Here is a 17,418-nt window from a genome sequence, read left to right on the forward strand (position 1 = left end):
TGATGAGCACAGTAGAGGTAAAAGTACCGAATATCGGCGATTTCAAGGAAGTCGAAGTCATCGAACTGATGGTCAAGGTGGGCGACACCATCAAGGTGGACCAGTCCCTGATCACGGTCGAATCGGACAAGGCCAGCATGGAGATTCCATCGACCCACGCGGGCGTGGTCAAGGAAATCAAGGTCAAGGTCGGCGACAAGATCGCCGAAGGCAGCGCGCTGCTGGTGGTGGAAGCGACTGAAGGCGCCGCTGCTCCCGCAGCTGCGCCAGCGGCCGCTCCTGCGCCTGCCGCAGCCGCTCCGGCAGCCGCTGCGGCCCCTGCGGCCGTTGCCGCCATCCCGGCCGGTAATTACAGCGGCCAGGTCGACATCGATGTCGACATGATGGTGCTGGGCGGCGGTCCTGGCGGTTATTCGGCGGCGTTCCGCGCGGCCGACCTGGGCCTGAGCACCGTCATCGTCGAGCGCTACGCCACCCTGGGCGGCGTGTGCCTGAACGTGGGCTGCATCCCGTCGAAGGCGCTGCTGCACGTGGCATCCGTCATCGATGAAACGGCGCACATGTCCAACACGGGCGTGACGTTTGCCAAGCCGACGATCGACATCGACCAGGTGCGCAAGTACAAGGAAGGCGTGATCTCGAACATGACGGGCGGTCTGGCCGGCATGGCCAAGGCGCGCAAGACGCAAGTGGTGACGGGCGTGGGCCAGTTCCTCTCCGCGAACCACATCGAAGTGACGGCAGGCGACGGCACGAAAAAAGTCGTGCAGTTCAAGCAGGCCATCATCGCCGCCGGTTCGTCCGTGGTGAAACTGCCCTTCGTGCCGGAAGACCCGCGCATCGTCGATTCGACGGGCGCGCTGGAATTGCGCCAGATCCCGAAACGCATGCTGGTCATCGGCGGCGGCATCATCGGTCTGGAAATGGCGACCGTTTACTCCACGTTCGGTGCGCGCATCGACGTGGTCGAAATGATGGATGGCCTGATGCAGGGCGCGGACCGCGACGCGGTCAAGGTGTGGCAGAAGTTCAATGAAAAGCGCTTCGACAACATCATGACCAAGACCAAGACGGTCGCGGTGGAAGCGCTGCCGGAAGGCATCAAGGTCACGTTCGAAGCGGCCGAAGCGGGTGCCACGGCGCCGGCGCCGCAAATCTATGACCTGGTGCTCGTCGCCGTGGGCCGCAGCCCGAACGGCAAGAAGCTGGCCGCCGACAAGGCCGGCGTGACTGTCACCGACCGCGGCTTCATCAACGTCGACAGCCAGATGCGCACCAACGTGCCGAACATCTTCGCCATCGGCGATCTGGTCGGCCAGCCGATGCTGGCGCACAAGGCCGTGCATGAAGCCCACGTGGCAGCGGAAGCCGCCGCCGGCCAGAAGTCGCACTTCGACGTCAAGGTGATCCCGTCGGTCGCCTACACGGACCCGGAAGTGGCATGGGCCGGCATCACGGAAGATGAAGCGAAAGCCAAGGGCATCAAGGTCGAGAAGGGCCACTTCCCTTGGGCAGCTTCCGGCCGCGCCGTGGCCAACGGCCGCGCCGAAGGCTTCACCAAGCTGCTGTTCGATGCGGAAACGCACCGCATCATCGGTGGGACCATCGTCGGCACGCATGCGGGCGACATGATCGGTGAAATCGCGCTGGCCATCGAAATGGGCTGCGACGGCACCGACATCGGCAAGACCATCCACCCGCACCCGACGCTGGGCGAGTCGATCGGTATGGCTGCTGAAGTGTACGAAGGCGTATGCACGGACTTGCCGCCGCCGCGCAAGCGCTGATGTTGTAGCGCTGTGTCGTAATACTAAAAACCCCGCAAGCGATTGCGGGGTTTTTTATTTCCCTTGACCTTCAGCATGTTAAAACGTGGCGCGGCGGCGCCATGTGAAAATTGGTGAGTATTGCCGTATGGAAAAAGTGGCAGAATGGAGGTCTGTCACCATGTTCGGCTTCGACAGAAGCGTGTGATTTTTCCAGAAATGTTGCCAGCGTGGGATAGGCTCTAAGAAAGTTTTGCAACAATGAAAAAGTTTACCGCCCTTCATATCGCCGATGTCCGTTTGCGCCGGGCCGATGAGCAAGAGCAAGCCGTGATGCTGCATGCCTTGTACCAGGATGTGGCCGCTATCCTGGCGGCGGGCAAGCAGATCGATGCGATTTTCTTCACGGGCCAGCTGGTGGCGCTGGACGCCTGTGCCGGCACGACACCCGTGTATGTCTACGAATACTTCCTGCGCCCCTTGCTGCAGGCGGCCAGCTTGCCCGGCGCGCGTTTCTACCTGGTGCCGGGCAGCCGGGTGCAGGGTGTCGCGGCGGCGGCGCAGGGCAATGCGGGCTTCAGTTTTTTCTCCGCCGATGAGCACGCCAGTGCCGAGCGGCGCGCGCACTACAAGAATATCCACGCCGTGTTCCACGGCCATCAGCATACGGGCGATGCCAGTTCGCTGATGAAGTCGCTGGGCATCTTGTTCAAGAGCAATCCCGGCAGCCTGTACGGTGCGGATGGCCAGATGGCGGCATTTTCCGTACTTGAGTTCGGCACGGGCGGGGCAGATGGCGACGCGCCAGGCACGCAGTGGACGGTGTCGCTGCGCGAGTTCGACGACGTAAGCAAGAACTTCGCCCTGTCGGTACTGTACACGCCGAATGGCCAGGAAACGGGGCAGATGGATGCCGAGCATGTGTTTGCCACCTTGCTGCCGCAGCTGGCAGGCGAACGCGCTTATCTCGATGGCTTGCTGGGCCAGGCGGGCGCGCCGCAGCGCGTGGGCACCGGCGTGGCTGCCGATGCACGCGAATTCCTGATCGAGCTGGCATTCGTGATGTTCGAAGCCAAGAGCGTATTCCTCAACGAGGCGGCGCTGGAACGCTTTGCCAGCGACTATTGCGGCGTGAAGGGCTGGAGCATGGCTGCCGGGGACTGGCTGGCGCCGCTGTATGCGCACGGCTTGCTGCTGCGGACCGATGGCCAGGTGGCGTTTTCCTTCGATTATTTTCGCACCTATTTCCTGGCGCGGCGCTTTGAAACCTCGTTCGACCTGATGCGTTATGGCCCGGAACGGCATGATGGAAGTGAGTCTTCACTTAGCCTGGATGGCGCGTCGGCGATTCAGCCTTTCCTGCACGCGCTGGGCTTGAACGATGCGTGTGCCGAAGTGGCGGTGCCGGAAGACTGCAGCCGTCCCGGCTGACTTCCGCGCCAGGCCGTCGCGTATCAGGCCGCGAGCTGCTGGCGCAAGGTACCGCGCAAGAACAGGTCCAGGCTGAGCGCCACCTTGGTGCGCAATTGCGCCACATCGGGTTGGGCCGGCGGCGGAAACAGCAGGCGCGACATCTGATCTCCGAGCAGGCAATTGAGCAGGTGCAGCGCCAGGATGGCGGGCGTCAATTCCGCGCGAAACAGCGGCGCGATGTCGGGACGGCTGAAAAACTTGGTCAGCATCTCGCGCGTCTGTCCCGGCCCCACCTTGTAAAACGTTTCCGCCAGTTCCGGATGCGTGGCCGCTTCGGCCACCACCATGCGGTTCAGGCGTATGGCGGCGGGCATGGTGACCAGTTGCACGAACAGCAGGCCGAACTCGCCCAGGATGGTGGCCAGGGGCCGCATATCCGTTTCCAGCGCCGGCATGGTCGAGAAGTAGGCGGCGCGGCGCAATTCCACCACGGCATTGAACAAGCCCGACTTGCCGCCAAACTTCACATAAATCGTGCGCACGGCCACATGGGCTTCGCGGGCGATCATTTCCAGGCTCACCTTCCCATACCCTTTTTCCAGAAACAGGCAGCCGGCCGTGTGCAGCAGGTTTTCCATGCGCGCCTCCATGTCGGCCGCGCGCGGGCGCCCGGCTGGCTTGCCGCAGCAGGAAAGCTCGTGGGCGGCGTCGTCGGATTCTGTATCGGTGGGCAAGGTATCGCTGAGGCCGGGATCGGACATGGTCTGGGTCTCTTTATAAGTTGGAAGGTAAGTGATGGCTCACACTGTAGTGCAAATTAAAATGAAATGCAATCGTTTCATTTCTTGACTTTGGCTTTTCTTTGTCCAATAATGAACCTATATCATTTCATTTTCGGAGCGAGTATGTCCAACCAGCCAGGCCAAGCAGAGCACAAGGTGCTGAGCGCCGTCCCACCCGCGGCCCCCGCCGCACCTTCCACGCCCGCCGCTTCCGCCAGCTCCGCCCCCCCTAACAACCGCGTGAAAATCATCGCCGGCCTGATCGTCCTCGTCGCGCTGGGCGCCGGCGCGCGCATGTGGTACCGCAGCCACTATTTCGTGGAAACGGAAAACGCCTATGTGTCCGGCCACGTACATCCCGTCTCGGCGCGCATTTCCGGCGTCGTCACCAAGGTCTTCATCGACGACAATCAAATGGTGAAAGAGGGCGACGTGATCGCGGAACTCGATCCGTTCGACCAGCGCGTGAAAACCGAGCAGATCGCCGCGCAGATCGCCAGCGCCGAGCAGCAAGTGCTGCAGGCCGACGCGCAGATCGCGCAAGTGCAGGCGCAAGCGAGCGCCGCCCAGGCGCAAGTGGCGCAAGCCGATGCGCAACTGCTGCGCGCGAAACAGGATGCGGAGCGCTATGGCCAGCTGTACACGAGCCAGATGAAAGCCGTCTCGAAGGCGGAACTGGACGGGGCCAACGCGGCCCGCTCGAGCGCGGTGGCCGACCTGGCCGCCCGCCGCGACAGCGCCTCGGCCGCCAAGGCGCAGATCGGTGCGGCGCAAGCTGCGCGCGACGTGGCCAAGGCGCAAGTGGCCGTGCTGCGCGTGCAATTGAAAGACGCGGAACAGCAGCTGCAATACAACCGCATCCTGGCGCCTGTCGCCGGCCGCATCGGCAAGCGCAACGTGGAAACGGGCATGCGCGTGCAGCCTGGCCAGCAACTGACGGCCATCGTGCAGGACAACGTCTGGGTTACCGCCAACTTCAAGGAAACCCAATTGGCCGACCTGCACCGCGGCCAGAGCGTGCACGTGACGATCGATGCCATGCCGGGCAAGAAACTGGTGGGTACCGTGGATAGTTTCGCGCCTGCCTCGGGCGCGCAATTCGCGCTGCTGCCGGCCGATAACGCCACCGGCAACTTCACCAAGATCGTCCAGCGCGTGCCCGTGAAAATCGTCTTCCAGCCGGCAGACATCAAGGCCATGAATGGCCGCCTGGTGCCGGGCATGTCGGTGATCGCCGAAGTGGAAGTGAACCAGCCCAATGCTGATCAGGAGAAGGACGCGCGCCACGCCGCCGCTCCTGCCGCTCCTGCAGCCCAGACCACCGCCCGCTAAGCTTCCATGGGCAGCCCTTCCACCACACCGGCGGCAACGCCGGCGTTTCCCGTGATTAGCGAGAAAGTCTCCGGGCGCACCTGGCTGGCGGTCGCCGCCGGCATGCTGGGCGCCTTCATGGCGGTGCTCGACATCCAGATCACCAACTCCTCGCTCAAGGATATCCTTGGCTCGCTGTCGGCCACCCAGGAAGAGGGCTCGTGGATTTCCACGGCCTACCTGGTGGCTGAAATTATCGTCATCCCGCTCACCGCGCTGCTGGCGCGCGTGTTCGGCTTGCGCACCTACATGATAGGCACCACCGCTTTCTTCCTGCTGTTCTCCACCCTGTGCGGGGCGGCCTGGAACCTGGAAAGCATGATCGTCTTCCGCATGCTGCAGGGCTTTACGGGCGGCGCCCTGATCCCCATGGCGTTCACGCTGGTGATGCTCAAGCTGCCGCCGTCGAAGCGCGCCGTCGGCATGGCCATCTTCGGCCTGACAGCGACCTTGGCGCCGGCCATGGGCCCGACCCTGGGCGGCTATCTCTCCGAACTGTATGGCTGGCCCTCGATCTTCTACATCAACTGGGTGCCGGGTGTGCTGCTGATCGCCGGCATGATCTATGGCCTGGACAAGGAGCCGATGAAGCTGGCGATGTTCTGGAAAGCCGACTGGCTGGGCATCTTCTTCATGGCCCTGGGCCTGGGCTGCCTGACCATCTTCCTGGAAGAGGGCAACTCGAAGGACTGGTTCGACTCGGGCTTCATCATCGCCTTTGCCGCGCTGGCCCTGACGGGCATCCTGGGCTGGGTCGTCACCAGCGCCACGCGCGCCGAGCCGTTCGTCAACCTGGCCCTGTACGGCCAGCGCAATTTTTTGGTGGCCACCGTGCTGTCGGCCGTGACGGGCATGGGCCTGTACGGTTCGGCCTTCCTGCTGCCCCTGTTCCTGGGCCAGATCGCGGGCTATTCGCCGATGCAGATCGGTGAAGTCATCATGTGGGTGGGCTTGCCGCAGCTGTTCATCATGCCGTTCGTCGCCAAGCTGTCGTCCGTGGTGGACAACCGCATCCTGTGCTCGTTCGGCCTGCTGCTGTTCGGCGGCTCGTGCATGATGAATGCCTACATGGACGCATCCACCGGCTACGACCAGCTGCTGTGGTCGCAGGTGGTGCGCGCGCTGGGCCAGCCCTTCGTCATGCTGACCCTGTCGAACTTCGCCATGAAGGGCATCGCGCCGAAGGACATGCCGTCCGCATCGAGCCTGTTCAACATGACGCGCAACCTGGGCGGCTCGATCGGCATCGCCCTGCTGGCCACGGCCCTGAGCACCCGCGAACACTTCCATTCGCAGCGCCTGGGCGAAGCGATCAATGCGTATTCGAGCGCCACGCAGCTGCGCATCGACCAGCTGACGTCCTCGTTCATGGCCAAGGGCTATGACGCCGTCACGGCCGGCAACCAGGCCTTGCAGGCGATCGACGGCATCGTGCGCCGCGAAGCGTATGTGATGGCTTACAACGATGGCTTCTTCCTGATCGGCGCCATCCTGCTGGCCTGTATCGTGCCCCTGTGGCTGGCCGACAAACTCAAAGCTCCCGGTGGCGGTGGCGGCGGTCATTGACCGTGCACAGCGCGCACGTGCAGCACCTCAAGAACAAGAAGGTACACATCATGCAAATAGTATTGACGAAAATCGCGCTGGCCGCTTCCCTTGCCGTGGCGCTGTCCGCCTGCGGCACCGTGGGCCAGAATTTCACCGCCCCGGCGAATGTGGCCGGCACCGACACCTTCCGCCACGGCGCGGCGGCGGCGGATGCCGCGCAGCTGCCCAAGCAGTGGTGGAGCATCTACGGCGACGCGACCCTGAACCGCCTGGAGCAAAGCGCGCTGCAGGACAATCCCGGCGTGAAGGCGGCTGGCGAACGCCTGCTGCAGGCGCTGGCGCAAAGCGGCACGGCGCGCGCCAACCAGGGCCCGAGCGTGAACCTCAGCACGGGTATTTCGAACTCGCGCACCTCGGCCAACACTTCGCAGGGCCTGGCCCTGGGCAACCGCTCCATCAGCGGCAATAACTTCTCCGTGGGCGGTTCGCTGTCGTACGAAGTCGACTTGCTGGGCCGTGTCAAACGCATGGTCGAAGCGGCGGATTCGCAGGCGCTGGCGGCGCAGGCCGACCGCGACGGCGTGCTGCTGATGCTGTCGTCGCAGGTGGCCAGCAATTACTGGCAGCTGCGCGGACTCGATGCGGAAATGGCGATACTGAATGGTGCGCTCGATACACGCCGCGAATCGGCGCAGCTGGTCGAGGCGCGCTTCAATGCGGGCCTGACGAATGAGCTGGACCTGGCGCGCGCGAAAGTCGAACTGTCGAACGCGCAGGCCGACCTGCATGAAGTCAAGCGCCAGCGCAACCAGCTGGAAAACAGCCTGGCCACCCTGACGGGCAAGCCGCCGTCGGCGCTGCAATTGCCGGTGGCGGCCGAGCCATCGAGCTTGCCGCTGCCGCCCGCCATTCCCGTCGGCTTGCCGGCCAGCCTGCTGGCGCATCGCCCGGATCTGGTTTCCAGCGTGGCGAACCTGCGCGCGGCGAACGCGCAAGTGGGCGTGGCCGAAGGCGCGTTTTACCCGTCGCTGCAATTGACGGGCAATTTCGGCTACGCCTCGGAAAAACTGCGCGACCTGGCGCAGGGCGGTTCGCGCCAGTTCAGCTTTGGCCCGCTGGCCCTGTCCCTGCCGATCTTCGACGGTGGCCGCAACCAGGCGAATCTGGACCTGTCCAAGGCGCGCTATGCGGAAGCCGTGGCGAACCACGAAACGAAGCTGCTGACGGCCTTGCGCGAAGTGGAAGACGTGCTGTCCGACGTGGAGCAGCGCCAGTTGCAGGGCGATGCCCAGGCCCTGTCGCAGGCCGCCGCGGCGCGCGCCTATCTGGTGGCGCGCACGCGCTACGAGCGCGGCATCTCGACCTATCTCGACGTCACCGATGCCCAGCGCAGTTCGCTGACGGCGGACCGCGCCGCCGCGCAGATCAAGACCCAGCGCCTGCTGGCGACGGTCGCCGTAGCGAGGTCTCTCGGCGCCGGCTGGCAGCCGGACGGCGAGCTGGCCAAGCTGGCCTCGGCGCCCGCCGCAAAGGCCAACTAAGTACGACGATTACGTGAGCGTGGCCGGTGGCGGTGTCGCCGCCGGCCCGTAGCGTTCCAGCAGAAAATCGATAAAAGTCGTCAGCTTCGGCGTGGGCTGGCGGTCGCGCGCATATACGAGGTGCATGGGGCGCGGCGCCGGCACGTAGTCGGCCAGCAGCGGCACCAGCCTGCCGGCGGCGATATCGCCGGCCATCAGGATCTCCGCCTGCATGACGATGCCGAAGCCGTGCAGGGCCGCCACGCGCAGCGCCTGTCCATTGTTCGAGCGGAAGCGGCTTTCGCGCACGGGGCTGCCATCGTCGTCGCCGCTCCTGGCCAGGCGCCAGCGCACGTGGCGCGTCCACTGCATGAAGTCCAGGCATTCGTGGTGTGCCAGGTCGGCCGGTGTGCGCGGCGTGCCGTGCTTGGCCAGATAGGCGGGCGCGGCGCAGATCACCATCGCATACGGCCGCAGCACGCGTGCCACCATGGCGGAATCTTCCAGCTTGCCGATGCGGATGGCCGCATCGAATCCTTCCTCCACCAGGTCCACCGTCCTGTCGTTCAAGTTCAGCTCCAGGCTCACTTCCGGATACGCATCGAGGTAGTCGGCCAGCAGCGGCGCGATGCACTCGCTGCCGAAGGAGACGGGCGCCGTGATTTTCAGCTTGCCGCGCGGCGCCGTGCGCATGGCTTCGGCGCCACGTTCCGCCGCATGGATGCTGGCCAGGATCTGGCGGCACTGTTCCACATACTGCTGGCCGATTTCCGTCAGGCTTTGCCGTCGCGTGGTGCGCGCCAGCAGCCGCGCGCCCAGCCGCTCTTCCAGATATTTGATGTGCTTGCCCACCATCACGGGCGAAATCTGGAATGCCTCGGCGGCAGCCGTGAAACTGCCCGCATCGACGACGGCGACAAAAATCTCCATGCTGCGCAATTTATCCATACGCCTTGATTGCAAATTTTGAGTTAGTAATCTTGTAAATTCTAGCGTATTTATTCCTTTTTGTAAGCGGCGCATACTGGCTTCATCGTTCAACCCACACAAGGAAGCAGCATGAAAATCGTCATCATCGGCGCCAGCGGCACCATCGGCACAGCCGTCACCGCCCAACTGGCGCAACGCCACGAAATCATCGAAGTGGGTAGCCGCAGCGGCACGCACCAGGCCGACATGGGCGACATCGCGCAAGTGCGCGCCCTGTTCAAGCGCATCGGCAAGGTCGATGCCGTCGTCGTCACGGCCGGCAAACTGCATTTCGGTCCCCTGGCCGACTTCACGCCCGAGCAGTTCCAGCTGGGCCTGGACAGCAAGCTGATGGGCCAGGTCAACGTGGCGCTGGTGGCGCAGGAATACCTGAACGACGGCGGCTCGATCACGCTCACCAGCGGCATCGTGGCCGAGCAGCCGATCCGCTTCGGCGCGGCCGCCAGCATGACGAATGCGGCCGTGGAAGGCTTCGTGCGGGGCGCCGCCATCGAACTGGCGCGCGGCGTGCGCATCAATGTCGTCAGCCCCACGGTGCTGGCAGAGTCGCTGGACGCGTATGGCCCGTTCTTCTACGGCTTCGAGCCGGCCGCCGCCAGCAGAGTGGCGCTGGCCTACAGCCGCAGCGTGGAAGGGGCGCAGACGGGGCAGGTGTACAAGGTCTGGTAGGCCAGCGCTGCAGGCGGGGGCGCAGGTGGATTACAATTTGCCTCACTTGGGGTCTGACCCCAGAATTTAACCGAGGCCCCATGAAAAAACTCCTGATTCCCCTGCTGATGGCCGCCGCCGTCGGCAGCGCCTGCGCCGCAACGCCAGCCGCCGTACCAGCAACCCCGGCCACCGCCCAACAACTGACGGCCATGAGCGCCCGCTATGCGCCCGTCGCGCTGACGGCCGATGTCACCCACCTGTCCGCGGGCGATCGCCAGGCCATCGCCAAGCTGGTCGAGGCGGCCAAGCTGGTCGACGTGCTGCAACTGCGCCAGCGCTGGTCCGGCAATGAAGCGCTGTGGGCGGCCCTGAAGAAGGACAAGTCGGCCCTGGGCCAGGCCCGCCTGAATTATTTCTGGATCAACAAGGGACCATGGTCGGTGCTCGACGCGCATGCTTCGTTCATGCCGGCCAGCTATGCGGGCATCGCCATTCCCGCGCACAAGCCGGAAGCGGGCAATTTCTATCCGCAGGGTGCCACCAAGGCCAGCCTGGAAACGTGGATGAACGGCTTGCCGGCGGACGACAAGCAGCAGGCGCAATGGTTCTTCACGACGATTCGCGCGGGCAAGGATGGCCAATACCAGACCGTCAAATACTCGGACGAATACAAGGTAGAACTGAAGCAATTGGCAAAACTGCTCGACGAGGCGGCGGCCGCCACGGACAACGGATCGCTGAAGAAATTCCTCACCTTGCGCGCCAAGGCTTTCCTCGACAACGACTATTTGCCGTCCGATTTTGCCTGGATGGACCTCGATTCGCCCGTCGACATCACCATCGGCCCGTATGAAACGTATAACGACGAACTGTTCGGTTACAAGGCTGCGTTCGAGGCCTACGTGAACATCCGCGACCAGGCCGAGACGCAAAAGCTCAATTTCTTCGCCAAGCACATGCAGGAGCTGGAAGACAACCTGCCGCTGGACGCCCGGTACCGCAACCCGAAAGTGGGCGCGCTGGCGCCGATGGTGGTGGTCAACCAGGTATATGGTGCCGGCGACGGCAACATGGCCGTGCAGACGGCCGCCTACAACCTGCCCAATGACGAGCGCATCATCAGCGCGCGCGGCTCCAAGCGCGTCATGTTGAAAAACGTGCAGGAAGCCAAGTTCAAGGCTACCCTGACGCCGATCTCGAAACTGGTGCTGACCGCCGAAGCGCAGCAGGACGTCGATTTCAATTCCTTCTTCACGCACATCCTCGCGCATGAAATCATGCATGGCCTGGGTCCGCATGCCACCGTGGTCGACGGCAAGCCATCGACGCCGCGCCAGGACTTGAAGGAAGCCTATTCCACCATCGAGGAAGCCAAGGCTGACATCACGGGCCTGTTCGCGCTGCGCTACATGATGGACAAGGGCCAGCTCAACGATACCCTGGGCCAGGGCGAGGCGGCCGAGCGCAAGCTGTATAACACTTTCCTCGCCTCCGGTTTCCGCACGCTGCATTTCGGCCTGACGGATTCGCACGCGCGCGGCATGGCCATCCAGATCAATTATATCCTCGACAAGGGCGGCTTTGTCTCGCTGGGCGACGGCAAGTTCGGCGTCGATTTTGGCAAGATCAAGCAGGCCGTGATCGACCTGGACCGCGAATTTCTGACCATCGAGGCGACGGGCGACTATGCGCGCGCGCAAGCGATGATGAGCAAGTACGTGGTGATCCGCCCTGAAGTGCAGGTGGCGCTCGACAAGATGAAGGCCGTGCCCAACGATATCCGTCCGGAATTCGTCACGGCCCGCGCGCTGGACAAGGCGACGAAGCGATAAGCTTGATCCTGACTATTATCAGTCTGAAAAGCCGGCGTTCACTGCGCCGGTTTTTTTTCGTCTTTATTTGCGAAAAGTTGCCAGTTTTTCCTTGTGGAAATACATCCACCGCTTACTCTGCAGTGGTAAATCCTCCTTTCTTCCCGTCGATCCCATGTTGAAACCGCTCTTGCTGATGAGCTTGCTCATCGTTTTGCCCGCCGTGGCTGGTCCCACGCTGACCGAACTGGAAACGCGCTGGCTGCGGGCGGGCCAGCCCGTCATCGCGTTTGCGCGTGCGCAAGGTTTGCCCGTCGATATCATCGTGCAGCCGCAGGATGCGCCCGGCGCCGTGCCGCTGGCGCTGGGCTACGAAGGGGGGCGCTGCAAGCTGGTGCTGTCCTTGCGCGGCAATGCGCAGGCGGACGGTGTCTTGCAGGGCGTGCCCGCTGCGCGCCAGGGCCTGATGATGGAAGCGATGACGGCGCATGAAATCGGCCATTGCCAGCGCTATGCGCAGGGCGACTGGCACGCCTTGCCGCGCGGCTTTGTCGAGCCGCCCGGCAGGCAGCGCGGCAAGTTGACAGCGCTGGCGCAGGAACTGCGCGAGACGCGTCGCGAAGAGGCCTATGCGGACCTGGTGGCCCTGGCCTGGATGCATGGACGCCACCCCGGCCAGTACCAAGAGGTGCTGGCCTGGATGCGCGGCGTGCGCACGGCTGACGAGGCGGCGGGCGGTTCGCACGCCACGCAAGGCTGGCTGGCGCTGGCCGATGGCGCAGGCGCATTTGATGACTCTGCTTCACCATTTGAACAGGCGCAAGTATTGTGGCGGAAGGGCTTGAGCGGCGACAAATAAACGCTGATTTTTACGCGGATGGCCTGTCAGCGTGTGCTGTCGCACGGAGCTTTGCGTGCGGCAGGGGTCTAATCTGGGCATCAACTAACCAGAGAGGAACCACCATGAACAAAATGATCGCACTCATGCTGGCCGCCAGTGCCAGCGCCCTGCTTGCCGCCGCGCCCGCGTATGCGCAGGATGCCTCGTACAAGAGCTTGACGGACAAGGCAACGGCCGACTACAAGCAGGCCAAGGCCGCCTGCGACAGCCACAGCGGCAACGCGAAAAAAGTCTGCGTGGAAGAAGCGAAGGTGGCGCGCACCAAGGCGGACTCGGACGCCGTGGCGCAGTACCGCAACACGCCGCGCGAATTGGGCAAGGCCCGCAAGGATGTCGCCAATGCCGAGTATGACCTGGCCAAGGCCAAGTGCGGCGACCGTACGGGCGCCGACAAAACCACGTGCATGAACGATGCCAAGGCGGCGAAGACGGCCGCGCTGGCCGACGCCAATACGGGCGCCAGGGCCGGCACCAACGTGGCGCAGAATCCGCCCGCCACCACGAAGGAAAACTGCGATGCCATGGATGCGACGGCCAAGGCCGCCTGCATGACGCGCAATGCGGCCGGCAGCACCAAGGTGGCGGTGGAAGACTCCGTCATCACCACCAAGATCAAGGCGGACCTCGTCAAGGACAATGACTTGAAGGCGCTCGACGTGCACGTGGAAACGGTCAACGGCGTCGTCATGCTCAGCGGCTTTGTGCCTTCCCAGGCGCAAGTCAAGAAAGCCGCCGACCTGGCCCGTGGCGTGGAAGGCGTGAAGGACGTGAAGAATGGCTTGAAGGTGAAGTAATGTTTGGGGTCAGTTCCTGCGGGATCGACATGTGCCCCATTGGGGCACATGTCCCCGCCGGGTCTGACCCCATTTCACAAGCTTGAAGCGAGGACTGGAGCGGCACGCGGCAGTGTGGCTCCAGTTTTTTTTCGATTGTATAAATTACGATCATAATATAACATGAAGAATCCCATCGGCTGATGCTGACCCGCATCCACTCTTTCTCTTCACTCTTTTTCATGAGGACAGCATGCTTTCTCTTCCCTTTTCGCAATGGCTGGAGCGGCGCGGCATCCATTTCGCCTGGGTCATCGTCGCCATCACTTTCCTCACGGCATTAACATCGTCTGCCGCGCTGGGCTTGCCCGGCGCGCTGATGCAGCCGCTGAGCCGCGAATTCGGCTGGGATGCCGAGCAGATTTCCTCGGCCCTGGCCGTGCGCTTCGTGCTGTTTGGCTTGATGGGGCCGTTTGCCGCCATCCTGATGGAGCGCTTCGGCTTGCGCAATGTCATCTGCGTGGCCCTGGGCCTGATCGCTTGCGGCATGCTGCTGGCGACGCGCATGACGCAGTTCTGGCACCTGGTGGCCCTGTGGGGCATCCTGCTGGGTCTCGGCTCGGGCATGACGGCGCTCGTCTTGAGCGCCGTGGTGGCGAACCGCTGGTTCGAGACGCACCGGGGCCTGGTGGTGGGCGTGCTGACGGCCAGCTCGGCCACGGGCCAGCTGCTGTTCCTGCCCGTGGGCGCCTGGCTGATCGAGCATTTCGGCTGGCGCACGGCCGTCCTGCCCGTGTTTGCCGCCTGCGCCATCGTCGCCGTGCTGGCCTTCCTGTGCATGCGCAACCGTCCGCAGGACGTGGCCTTGCGTCCGTATGGCGCCGACCCGGCCACGCCCCTGATGGCGGCGCCGGCGGCAAGCATGACGTTTGCCACGCCTTTTTTGATCCTGCGCAGCGTGGCTTCCAATCGTACCTTCTGGATACTGTTCGGCACGTTTTTCATCTGCGGCCTCAGCACCAACGGCCTGATCCAGACGCATTTCATCTCGCTGTGCAGCGACTCGGGTCTGTCCGCCGTGCCGGCCGCCTCCGTGCTGGCCATGATGGGCGCCTTCGATCTGTTCGGCACAATCTTGTCCGGCTGGCTGTCGGACCGCTATGACAACCGCAAATTGCTGTTCTGGTACTACGGCTTGCGGGGCTTGTCGCTGTTCTGGCTGCCGTATTCGGAATTCACCTTGTACGGCCTGTCGCTGTTCGCCATGTTCTATGGCCTGGACTGGATCGCCACCGTGCCGCCTACCGTGAAACTGGTGGGCGCCACGTTTGGGCGGGAGCGGGCGGGCATGGTGTTTGGCTGGATCTTCGCCGGCCACCAGCTGGGCGCCGCCGTGGCCGCGTACGGCGCGGGCCGCATCCGCACCCTGATGCTGACCTACAATCCGGCCCTGTTCGCGGCCGGTGCCGCCTGCCTCGTCGCCGCGCTGCTGGTGCTGGCGATCGCCCGCCAGAAGGCTGCCGTGGCTGCCGTCCAGTCCGCATGAAAAAAGCCAGGCCCGCGTGAGCGGAGCCTGGCCTTTCAAGAAGCGCGCAACACGATTATTTCAAATACTTTGCCAGCCATCCCTCGACTTCGCTGTAGAAGAAACGGCTGTTCTCGCCCTTCAAAATCCAGTGGTTTTCATCCGGGAAGACCAGCAATTTCGCCGGCACGTTCAGGCGTTGTTGCACGGCAAAGTTCATCAAGGCATTGTTGGCCGGTACGCGGTAGTCGAGTTCGCCCACGGTGATCAGGATGGGCGTGGTAAAACCCGTGCCTTTTTCGTGATTGCCCGCTTGCATGACGGGGCTTTGATCGCGCCACACGGGCAGGTTCGACCAGACGGGGCCGCCCGCATTCGTTTCACGGCCGAAACCGCCATCGCTGGTGCCCCATTGCATGATCAGGTCCATTTCGCCCGCGTGCGAGACGATGGCCTTGTAGCGCGTGGTGGTCGCTTGCAGCCAGTTGGCCAGGTAGCCGCCATAGCTGGCGCCGCCGGCCGCCAGCTTCGTGCCGTCGATAAATGGATATTTCTTGATGGCTTCATCGACGCCCTGGTTGACTTCATCGCCCGGACCCTTCAAGGGGTCGAATTGAATCGAGCGCGAGAATTCCTCGCCATAGCCGGTGGAACCCTTGTAGTCGGTCAGCAAGACAACGTAACCTGGCTTGGCCAGCAAGTGATAGTTCCAGCGCAGCACGAACTGGTCGCGCCACATGCTGGCCGCGCCGCCGTGGATGACGGTCAACAGCGGATATTTCTTGTTCGGATCAAAATTGGCGGGCTTGACGAGCATGTTGTGGATGCGGCGGCCATCGGCCGTGGTGAACCAGAAGTGCTCGGGCGCCTGCCAGTCGATCTTGCTCGCTTTCTCCGTGTTGAAGGCCGTCAGGCGCTTTGGCTGCTTGCCGTTGAACGCATAGATTTCCGGCGGGTTGATGCTTGACTCCCACACGCCGACCAAAGCCTTGCCGCCGCTGCTCAGCGAGTTGATGCTGCCTGTCGGCAAGGATGGCTCTTCGCGCACGTCACCGCCTTTGATGTCGATCGAGTACAGCTTTTCCAGGCCCGCATGTTCATAGCTGAAGAGGACGCGCTTGCCGCCTTCTGGCAGCACGAAGCGCGAAATCGAACGGTCCAGTTGGGCCGTCAGGATGCTCGGCGCAGGGTTGCTCATCGGCCAGGCGAAGCTGGCCAGGCGTTTCACGTCGTACACTTTGCCGGGCGTTTGCGCGTCGCTCAAGGCGAACAGGGTCTTGCCGTCGGCCGCGAATTTCAGGCTGCCATAGCTATGTTTGTCCTGCGTCAAACGCTGTGCTTCGCCGCCGGCCACGGACAGCAGATACAGTTGCGAGACCACGGCTTCGCGCTGGGCCGCATCGCGGTTGGTGGCCGCGTTGAAGACGACGGCCTTGCCATCGGGCGTCCAGACGGCGTCCAAGGATTGCCCCTCGTCACCCTGGCCGCCGCCAAAGCCGGGAAGCGCCACCAGTTGCGTGCCCGACAGGATGTCGCGCGGCGTCGACTCTGGCTGCGCGTCGACGATGAACAGGCGCACCTGCTTGTCCGTCAGCCATTTGTCGAAATAACGGGGCGCCGTCGTTTCATACGAACGGGCGCTGACCTTGCGCTCCTTGCGCTCTTTCGCGCTTTGCTTGACGTCGGCTTCCGTCTTGTTGCCTGGATAGATGTCGCTGACGAACAGCAATTGCTTGCCATCCGGACTCCATTTCGGCATGCGCGCGCCCAGGGTGAGCGAGGTCAACCGTTGTGCTTCGCCACCGGCGGCCACGTCGAGGCGGTAAATCTGTCCCGCGTCATCGCCGTCGCGCTTGGCAACGAACACCAGCTGGCGGCTGTCCGGCGACCAGACCACGGCGCTTTCGCCGCCCTTGGAATACGTCAGGCGGCGCGCGGGGCTGTCGTCAAGCAGCGACTTGATCCACAGGTCTGACCATTGATCTTGGCTAGAGTAGGCGCTGTCGACGACGGAAAACACGGCCCATCGCCCATCCGGGCTGGCGACGGGCGCGCCCACCCGTTTCATCAGCCACACGTCTTCATGCGTGATGGCGTGTCTGGCTTGCGTTTGCGCGGCGGCAATGGGTATAACCGCCGTGGTATCGGCGGCGTGGACGGTCGTTGCCAGCGAGGCGCAGGCTGCTGCGATCAGCAGGGAGCCGAGGGAACGGCGAAGACGGGGTAAGGTCATGGGCGTGGTCCGGGTAGTGAAAAAGAGTACAGCGGGAAACATTATTGCCCATCGATTCGGCCACTGCCAAGGCCTTGAACCGTTACTTACCAGGCGGGATAGCCGCGTATCGGGCGGGCAGCGCGTATCCGATC

General features: G+C 63.4%; 13 protein-coding genes. 10 read left to right on the forward strand and 3 right to left on the reverse strand.

All coding sequences use genetic code 11. The features are described from left to right. Nucleotides 1–2 precede the first annotated feature (2 nt). Both lpdA and KY494_RS23430 read left to right on the forward strand, forming a co-directional pair. Complete coding sequence (gene lpdA, locus KY494_RS23425; protein ID WP_219888412.1) at nucleotides 3–1,787, forward strand: dihydrolipoyl dehydrogenase; 1,785 nt, start codon at nucleotides 3–5, stop codon at nucleotides 1,785–1,787. A 240-nt stretch (nucleotides 1,788–2,027) separates the two neighbouring features. Beyond that, nucleotides 2,028–3,197: a hypothetical protein gene (locus tag KY494_RS23430; RefSeq protein WP_219888413.1), complete on the forward strand. Its 1,170-nt coding sequence runs from the start codon at nucleotides 2,028–2,030 to the stop codon at nucleotides 3,195–3,197. Between the two features lie 23 nt (nucleotides 3,198–3,220). Here the strand turns inward: KY494_RS23430 and KY494_RS23435 are convergent, their stop codons facing one another. Further along, on the reverse strand, nucleotides 3,221–3,940 hold the full coding sequence (locus KY494_RS23435; RefSeq protein WP_219135917.1) for a TetR/AcrR family transcriptional regulator: 720 nt from the start codon (nucleotides 3,938–3,940) through the stop codon (nucleotides 3,221–3,223). A gap of 144 nt (nucleotides 3,941–4,084) precedes the next feature. On the opposite strand from KY494_RS23435, the gene KY494_RS23440 reads away from it, so the two are divergent. Genes KY494_RS23440 through KY494_RS23450 form a run of 3 tightly spaced genes read left to right on the forward strand, consistent with a single transcriptional unit; the run spans nucleotide 4,085 to nucleotide 8,421 of the window. Further along, nucleotides 4,085–5,293: an HlyD family secretion protein gene (locus tag KY494_RS23440; RefSeq protein ID WP_219135918.1), complete on the forward strand. Its 1,209-nt coding sequence runs from the start codon at nucleotides 4,085–4,087 to the stop codon at nucleotides 5,291–5,293. 6 nt (nucleotides 5,294–5,299) lie between these two features. After that, the gene (locus tag KY494_RS23445; protein WP_219888414.1) at nucleotides 5,300–6,898 is read left to right on the forward strand and encodes a DHA2 family efflux MFS transporter permease subunit; all 1,599 of its coding nucleotides are present in this window, start codon (nucleotides 5,300–5,302) and stop codon (nucleotides 6,896–6,898) included. A 50-nt stretch (nucleotides 6,899–6,948) separates the two neighbouring features. Then, nucleotides 6,949–8,421, forward strand: a complete 1,473-nt coding sequence (locus KY494_RS23450; protein ID WP_219888415.1) for an efflux transporter outer membrane subunit — start codon at nucleotides 6,949–6,951, stop codon at nucleotides 8,419–8,421. A 9-nt stretch (nucleotides 8,422–8,430) separates the two neighbouring features. Here the strand turns inward: KY494_RS23450 and KY494_RS23455 are convergent, their stop codons facing one another. Continuing rightward, the gene (locus KY494_RS23455) at nucleotides 8,431–9,348 is read right to left on the reverse strand and encodes a LysR family transcriptional regulator (RefSeq protein ID WP_219888416.1); all 918 of its coding nucleotides are present in this window, start codon (nucleotides 9,346–9,348) and stop codon (nucleotides 8,431–8,433) included. Nucleotides 9,349–9,459: 111 nt separating this feature from the next. Between KY494_RS23455 and KY494_RS23460 the strand changes: the two genes are divergently transcribed. The 5 genes from KY494_RS23460 (at nucleotide 9,460) to KY494_RS23480 (ending at nucleotide 15,072) form a co-directional block, all read left to right on the forward strand. Next, a complete protein-coding gene (locus KY494_RS23460; protein ID WP_219888417.1) occupies nucleotides 9,460–10,059 on the forward strand; it encodes a short chain dehydrogenase in 600 nt (199 codons plus the stop codon). Nucleotides 10,060–10,139: 80 nt separating this feature from the next. Continuing rightward, nucleotides 10,140–11,873, forward strand: a complete 1,734-nt coding sequence (locus KY494_RS23465) for a hypothetical protein (RefSeq protein WP_219888418.1) — start codon at nucleotides 10,140–10,142, stop codon at nucleotides 11,871–11,873. 154 nt (nucleotides 11,874–12,027) lie between these two features. Further along, nucleotides 12,028–12,711, forward strand: coding sequence for a hypothetical protein (locus KY494_RS23470; RefSeq protein ID WP_219888419.1), 684 nt, complete (start codon nucleotides 12,028–12,030; stop codon nucleotides 12,709–12,711). 104 nt (nucleotides 12,712–12,815) lie between these two features. After that, entirely contained in the window at nucleotides 12,816–13,547 is a 732-nt protein-coding gene (locus tag KY494_RS23475; RefSeq protein WP_219888420.1) for a BON domain-containing protein, read from the forward strand. A 232-nt stretch (nucleotides 13,548–13,779) separates the two neighbouring features. Continuing rightward, nucleotides 13,780–15,072: an MFS transporter gene (locus KY494_RS23480; RefSeq protein ID WP_219888421.1), complete on the forward strand. Its 1,293-nt coding sequence runs from the start codon at nucleotides 13,780–13,782 to the stop codon at nucleotides 15,070–15,072. A gap of 55 nt (nucleotides 15,073–15,127) precedes the next feature. On the opposite strand, the gene KY494_RS23485 is transcribed toward KY494_RS23480, so the two are convergent. Then, the gene (locus KY494_RS23485) at nucleotides 15,128–17,284 is read right to left on the reverse strand and encodes a S9 family peptidase (protein WP_219888422.1); all 2,157 of its coding nucleotides are present in this window, start codon (nucleotides 17,282–17,284) and stop codon (nucleotides 15,128–15,130) included. Between the last annotated feature and the right edge of the window lie 134 nt (nucleotides 17,285–17,418).

Source organism: Janthinobacterium sp. PAMC25594, assembly GCF_019443505.1.
Taxonomy (GTDB): domain Bacteria; phylum Pseudomonadota; class Gammaproteobacteria; order Burkholderiales; family Burkholderiaceae_D; genus Janthinobacterium.

Excerpts from the sequence above, each read along its gene's own strand:
- lpdA (WP_219888412.1), top strand. The coding sequence starts at position 3 with ATGAGCACAGTAGAGGTAAAAGTACCGAATATCGGCGATTTCAAGGAA.
- KY494_RS23430 (WP_219888413.1), top strand. The coding sequence starts at position 2,028 with ATGAAAAAGTTTACCGCCCTTCATATCGCCGATGTCCGTTTGCGCCGG.
- KY494_RS23435 (WP_219135917.1), bottom strand. The coding sequence starts at position 3,940 with ATGTCCGATCCCGGCCTCAGCGATACCTTGCCCACCGATACAGAATCC.
- KY494_RS23440 (WP_219135918.1), top strand. The coding sequence starts at position 4,085 with ATGTCCAACCAGCCAGGCCAAGCAGAGCACAAGGTGCTGAGCGCCGTC.
- KY494_RS23445 (WP_219888414.1), top strand. The coding sequence starts at position 5,300 with ATGGGCAGCCCTTCCACCACACCGGCGGCAACGCCGGCGTTTCCCGTG.
- KY494_RS23450 (WP_219888415.1), top strand. The coding sequence starts at position 6,949 with ATGCAAATAGTATTGACGAAAATCGCGCTGGCCGCTTCCCTTGCCGTG.
- KY494_RS23455 (WP_219888416.1), bottom strand. The coding sequence starts at position 9,348 with ATGGATAAATTGCGCAGCATGGAGATTTTTGTCGCCGTCGTCGATGCG.
- KY494_RS23460 (WP_219888417.1), top strand. The coding sequence starts at position 9,460 with ATGAAAATCGTCATCATCGGCGCCAGCGGCACCATCGGCACAGCCGTC.
- KY494_RS23465 (WP_219888418.1), top strand. The coding sequence starts at position 10,140 with ATGAAAAAACTCCTGATTCCCCTGCTGATGGCCGCCGCCGTCGGCAGC.
- KY494_RS23470 (WP_219888419.1), top strand. The coding sequence starts at position 12,028 with ATGTTGAAACCGCTCTTGCTGATGAGCTTGCTCATCGTTTTGCCCGCC.
- KY494_RS23475 (WP_219888420.1), top strand. The coding sequence starts at position 12,816 with ATGAACAAAATGATCGCACTCATGCTGGCCGCCAGTGCCAGCGCCCTG.
- KY494_RS23480 (WP_219888421.1), top strand. The coding sequence starts at position 13,780 with ATGCTTTCTCTTCCCTTTTCGCAATGGCTGGAGCGGCGCGGCATCCAT.
- KY494_RS23485 (WP_219888422.1), bottom strand. The coding sequence starts at position 17,284 with ATGACCTTACCCCGTCTTCGCCGTTCCCTCGGCTCCCTGCTGATCGCA.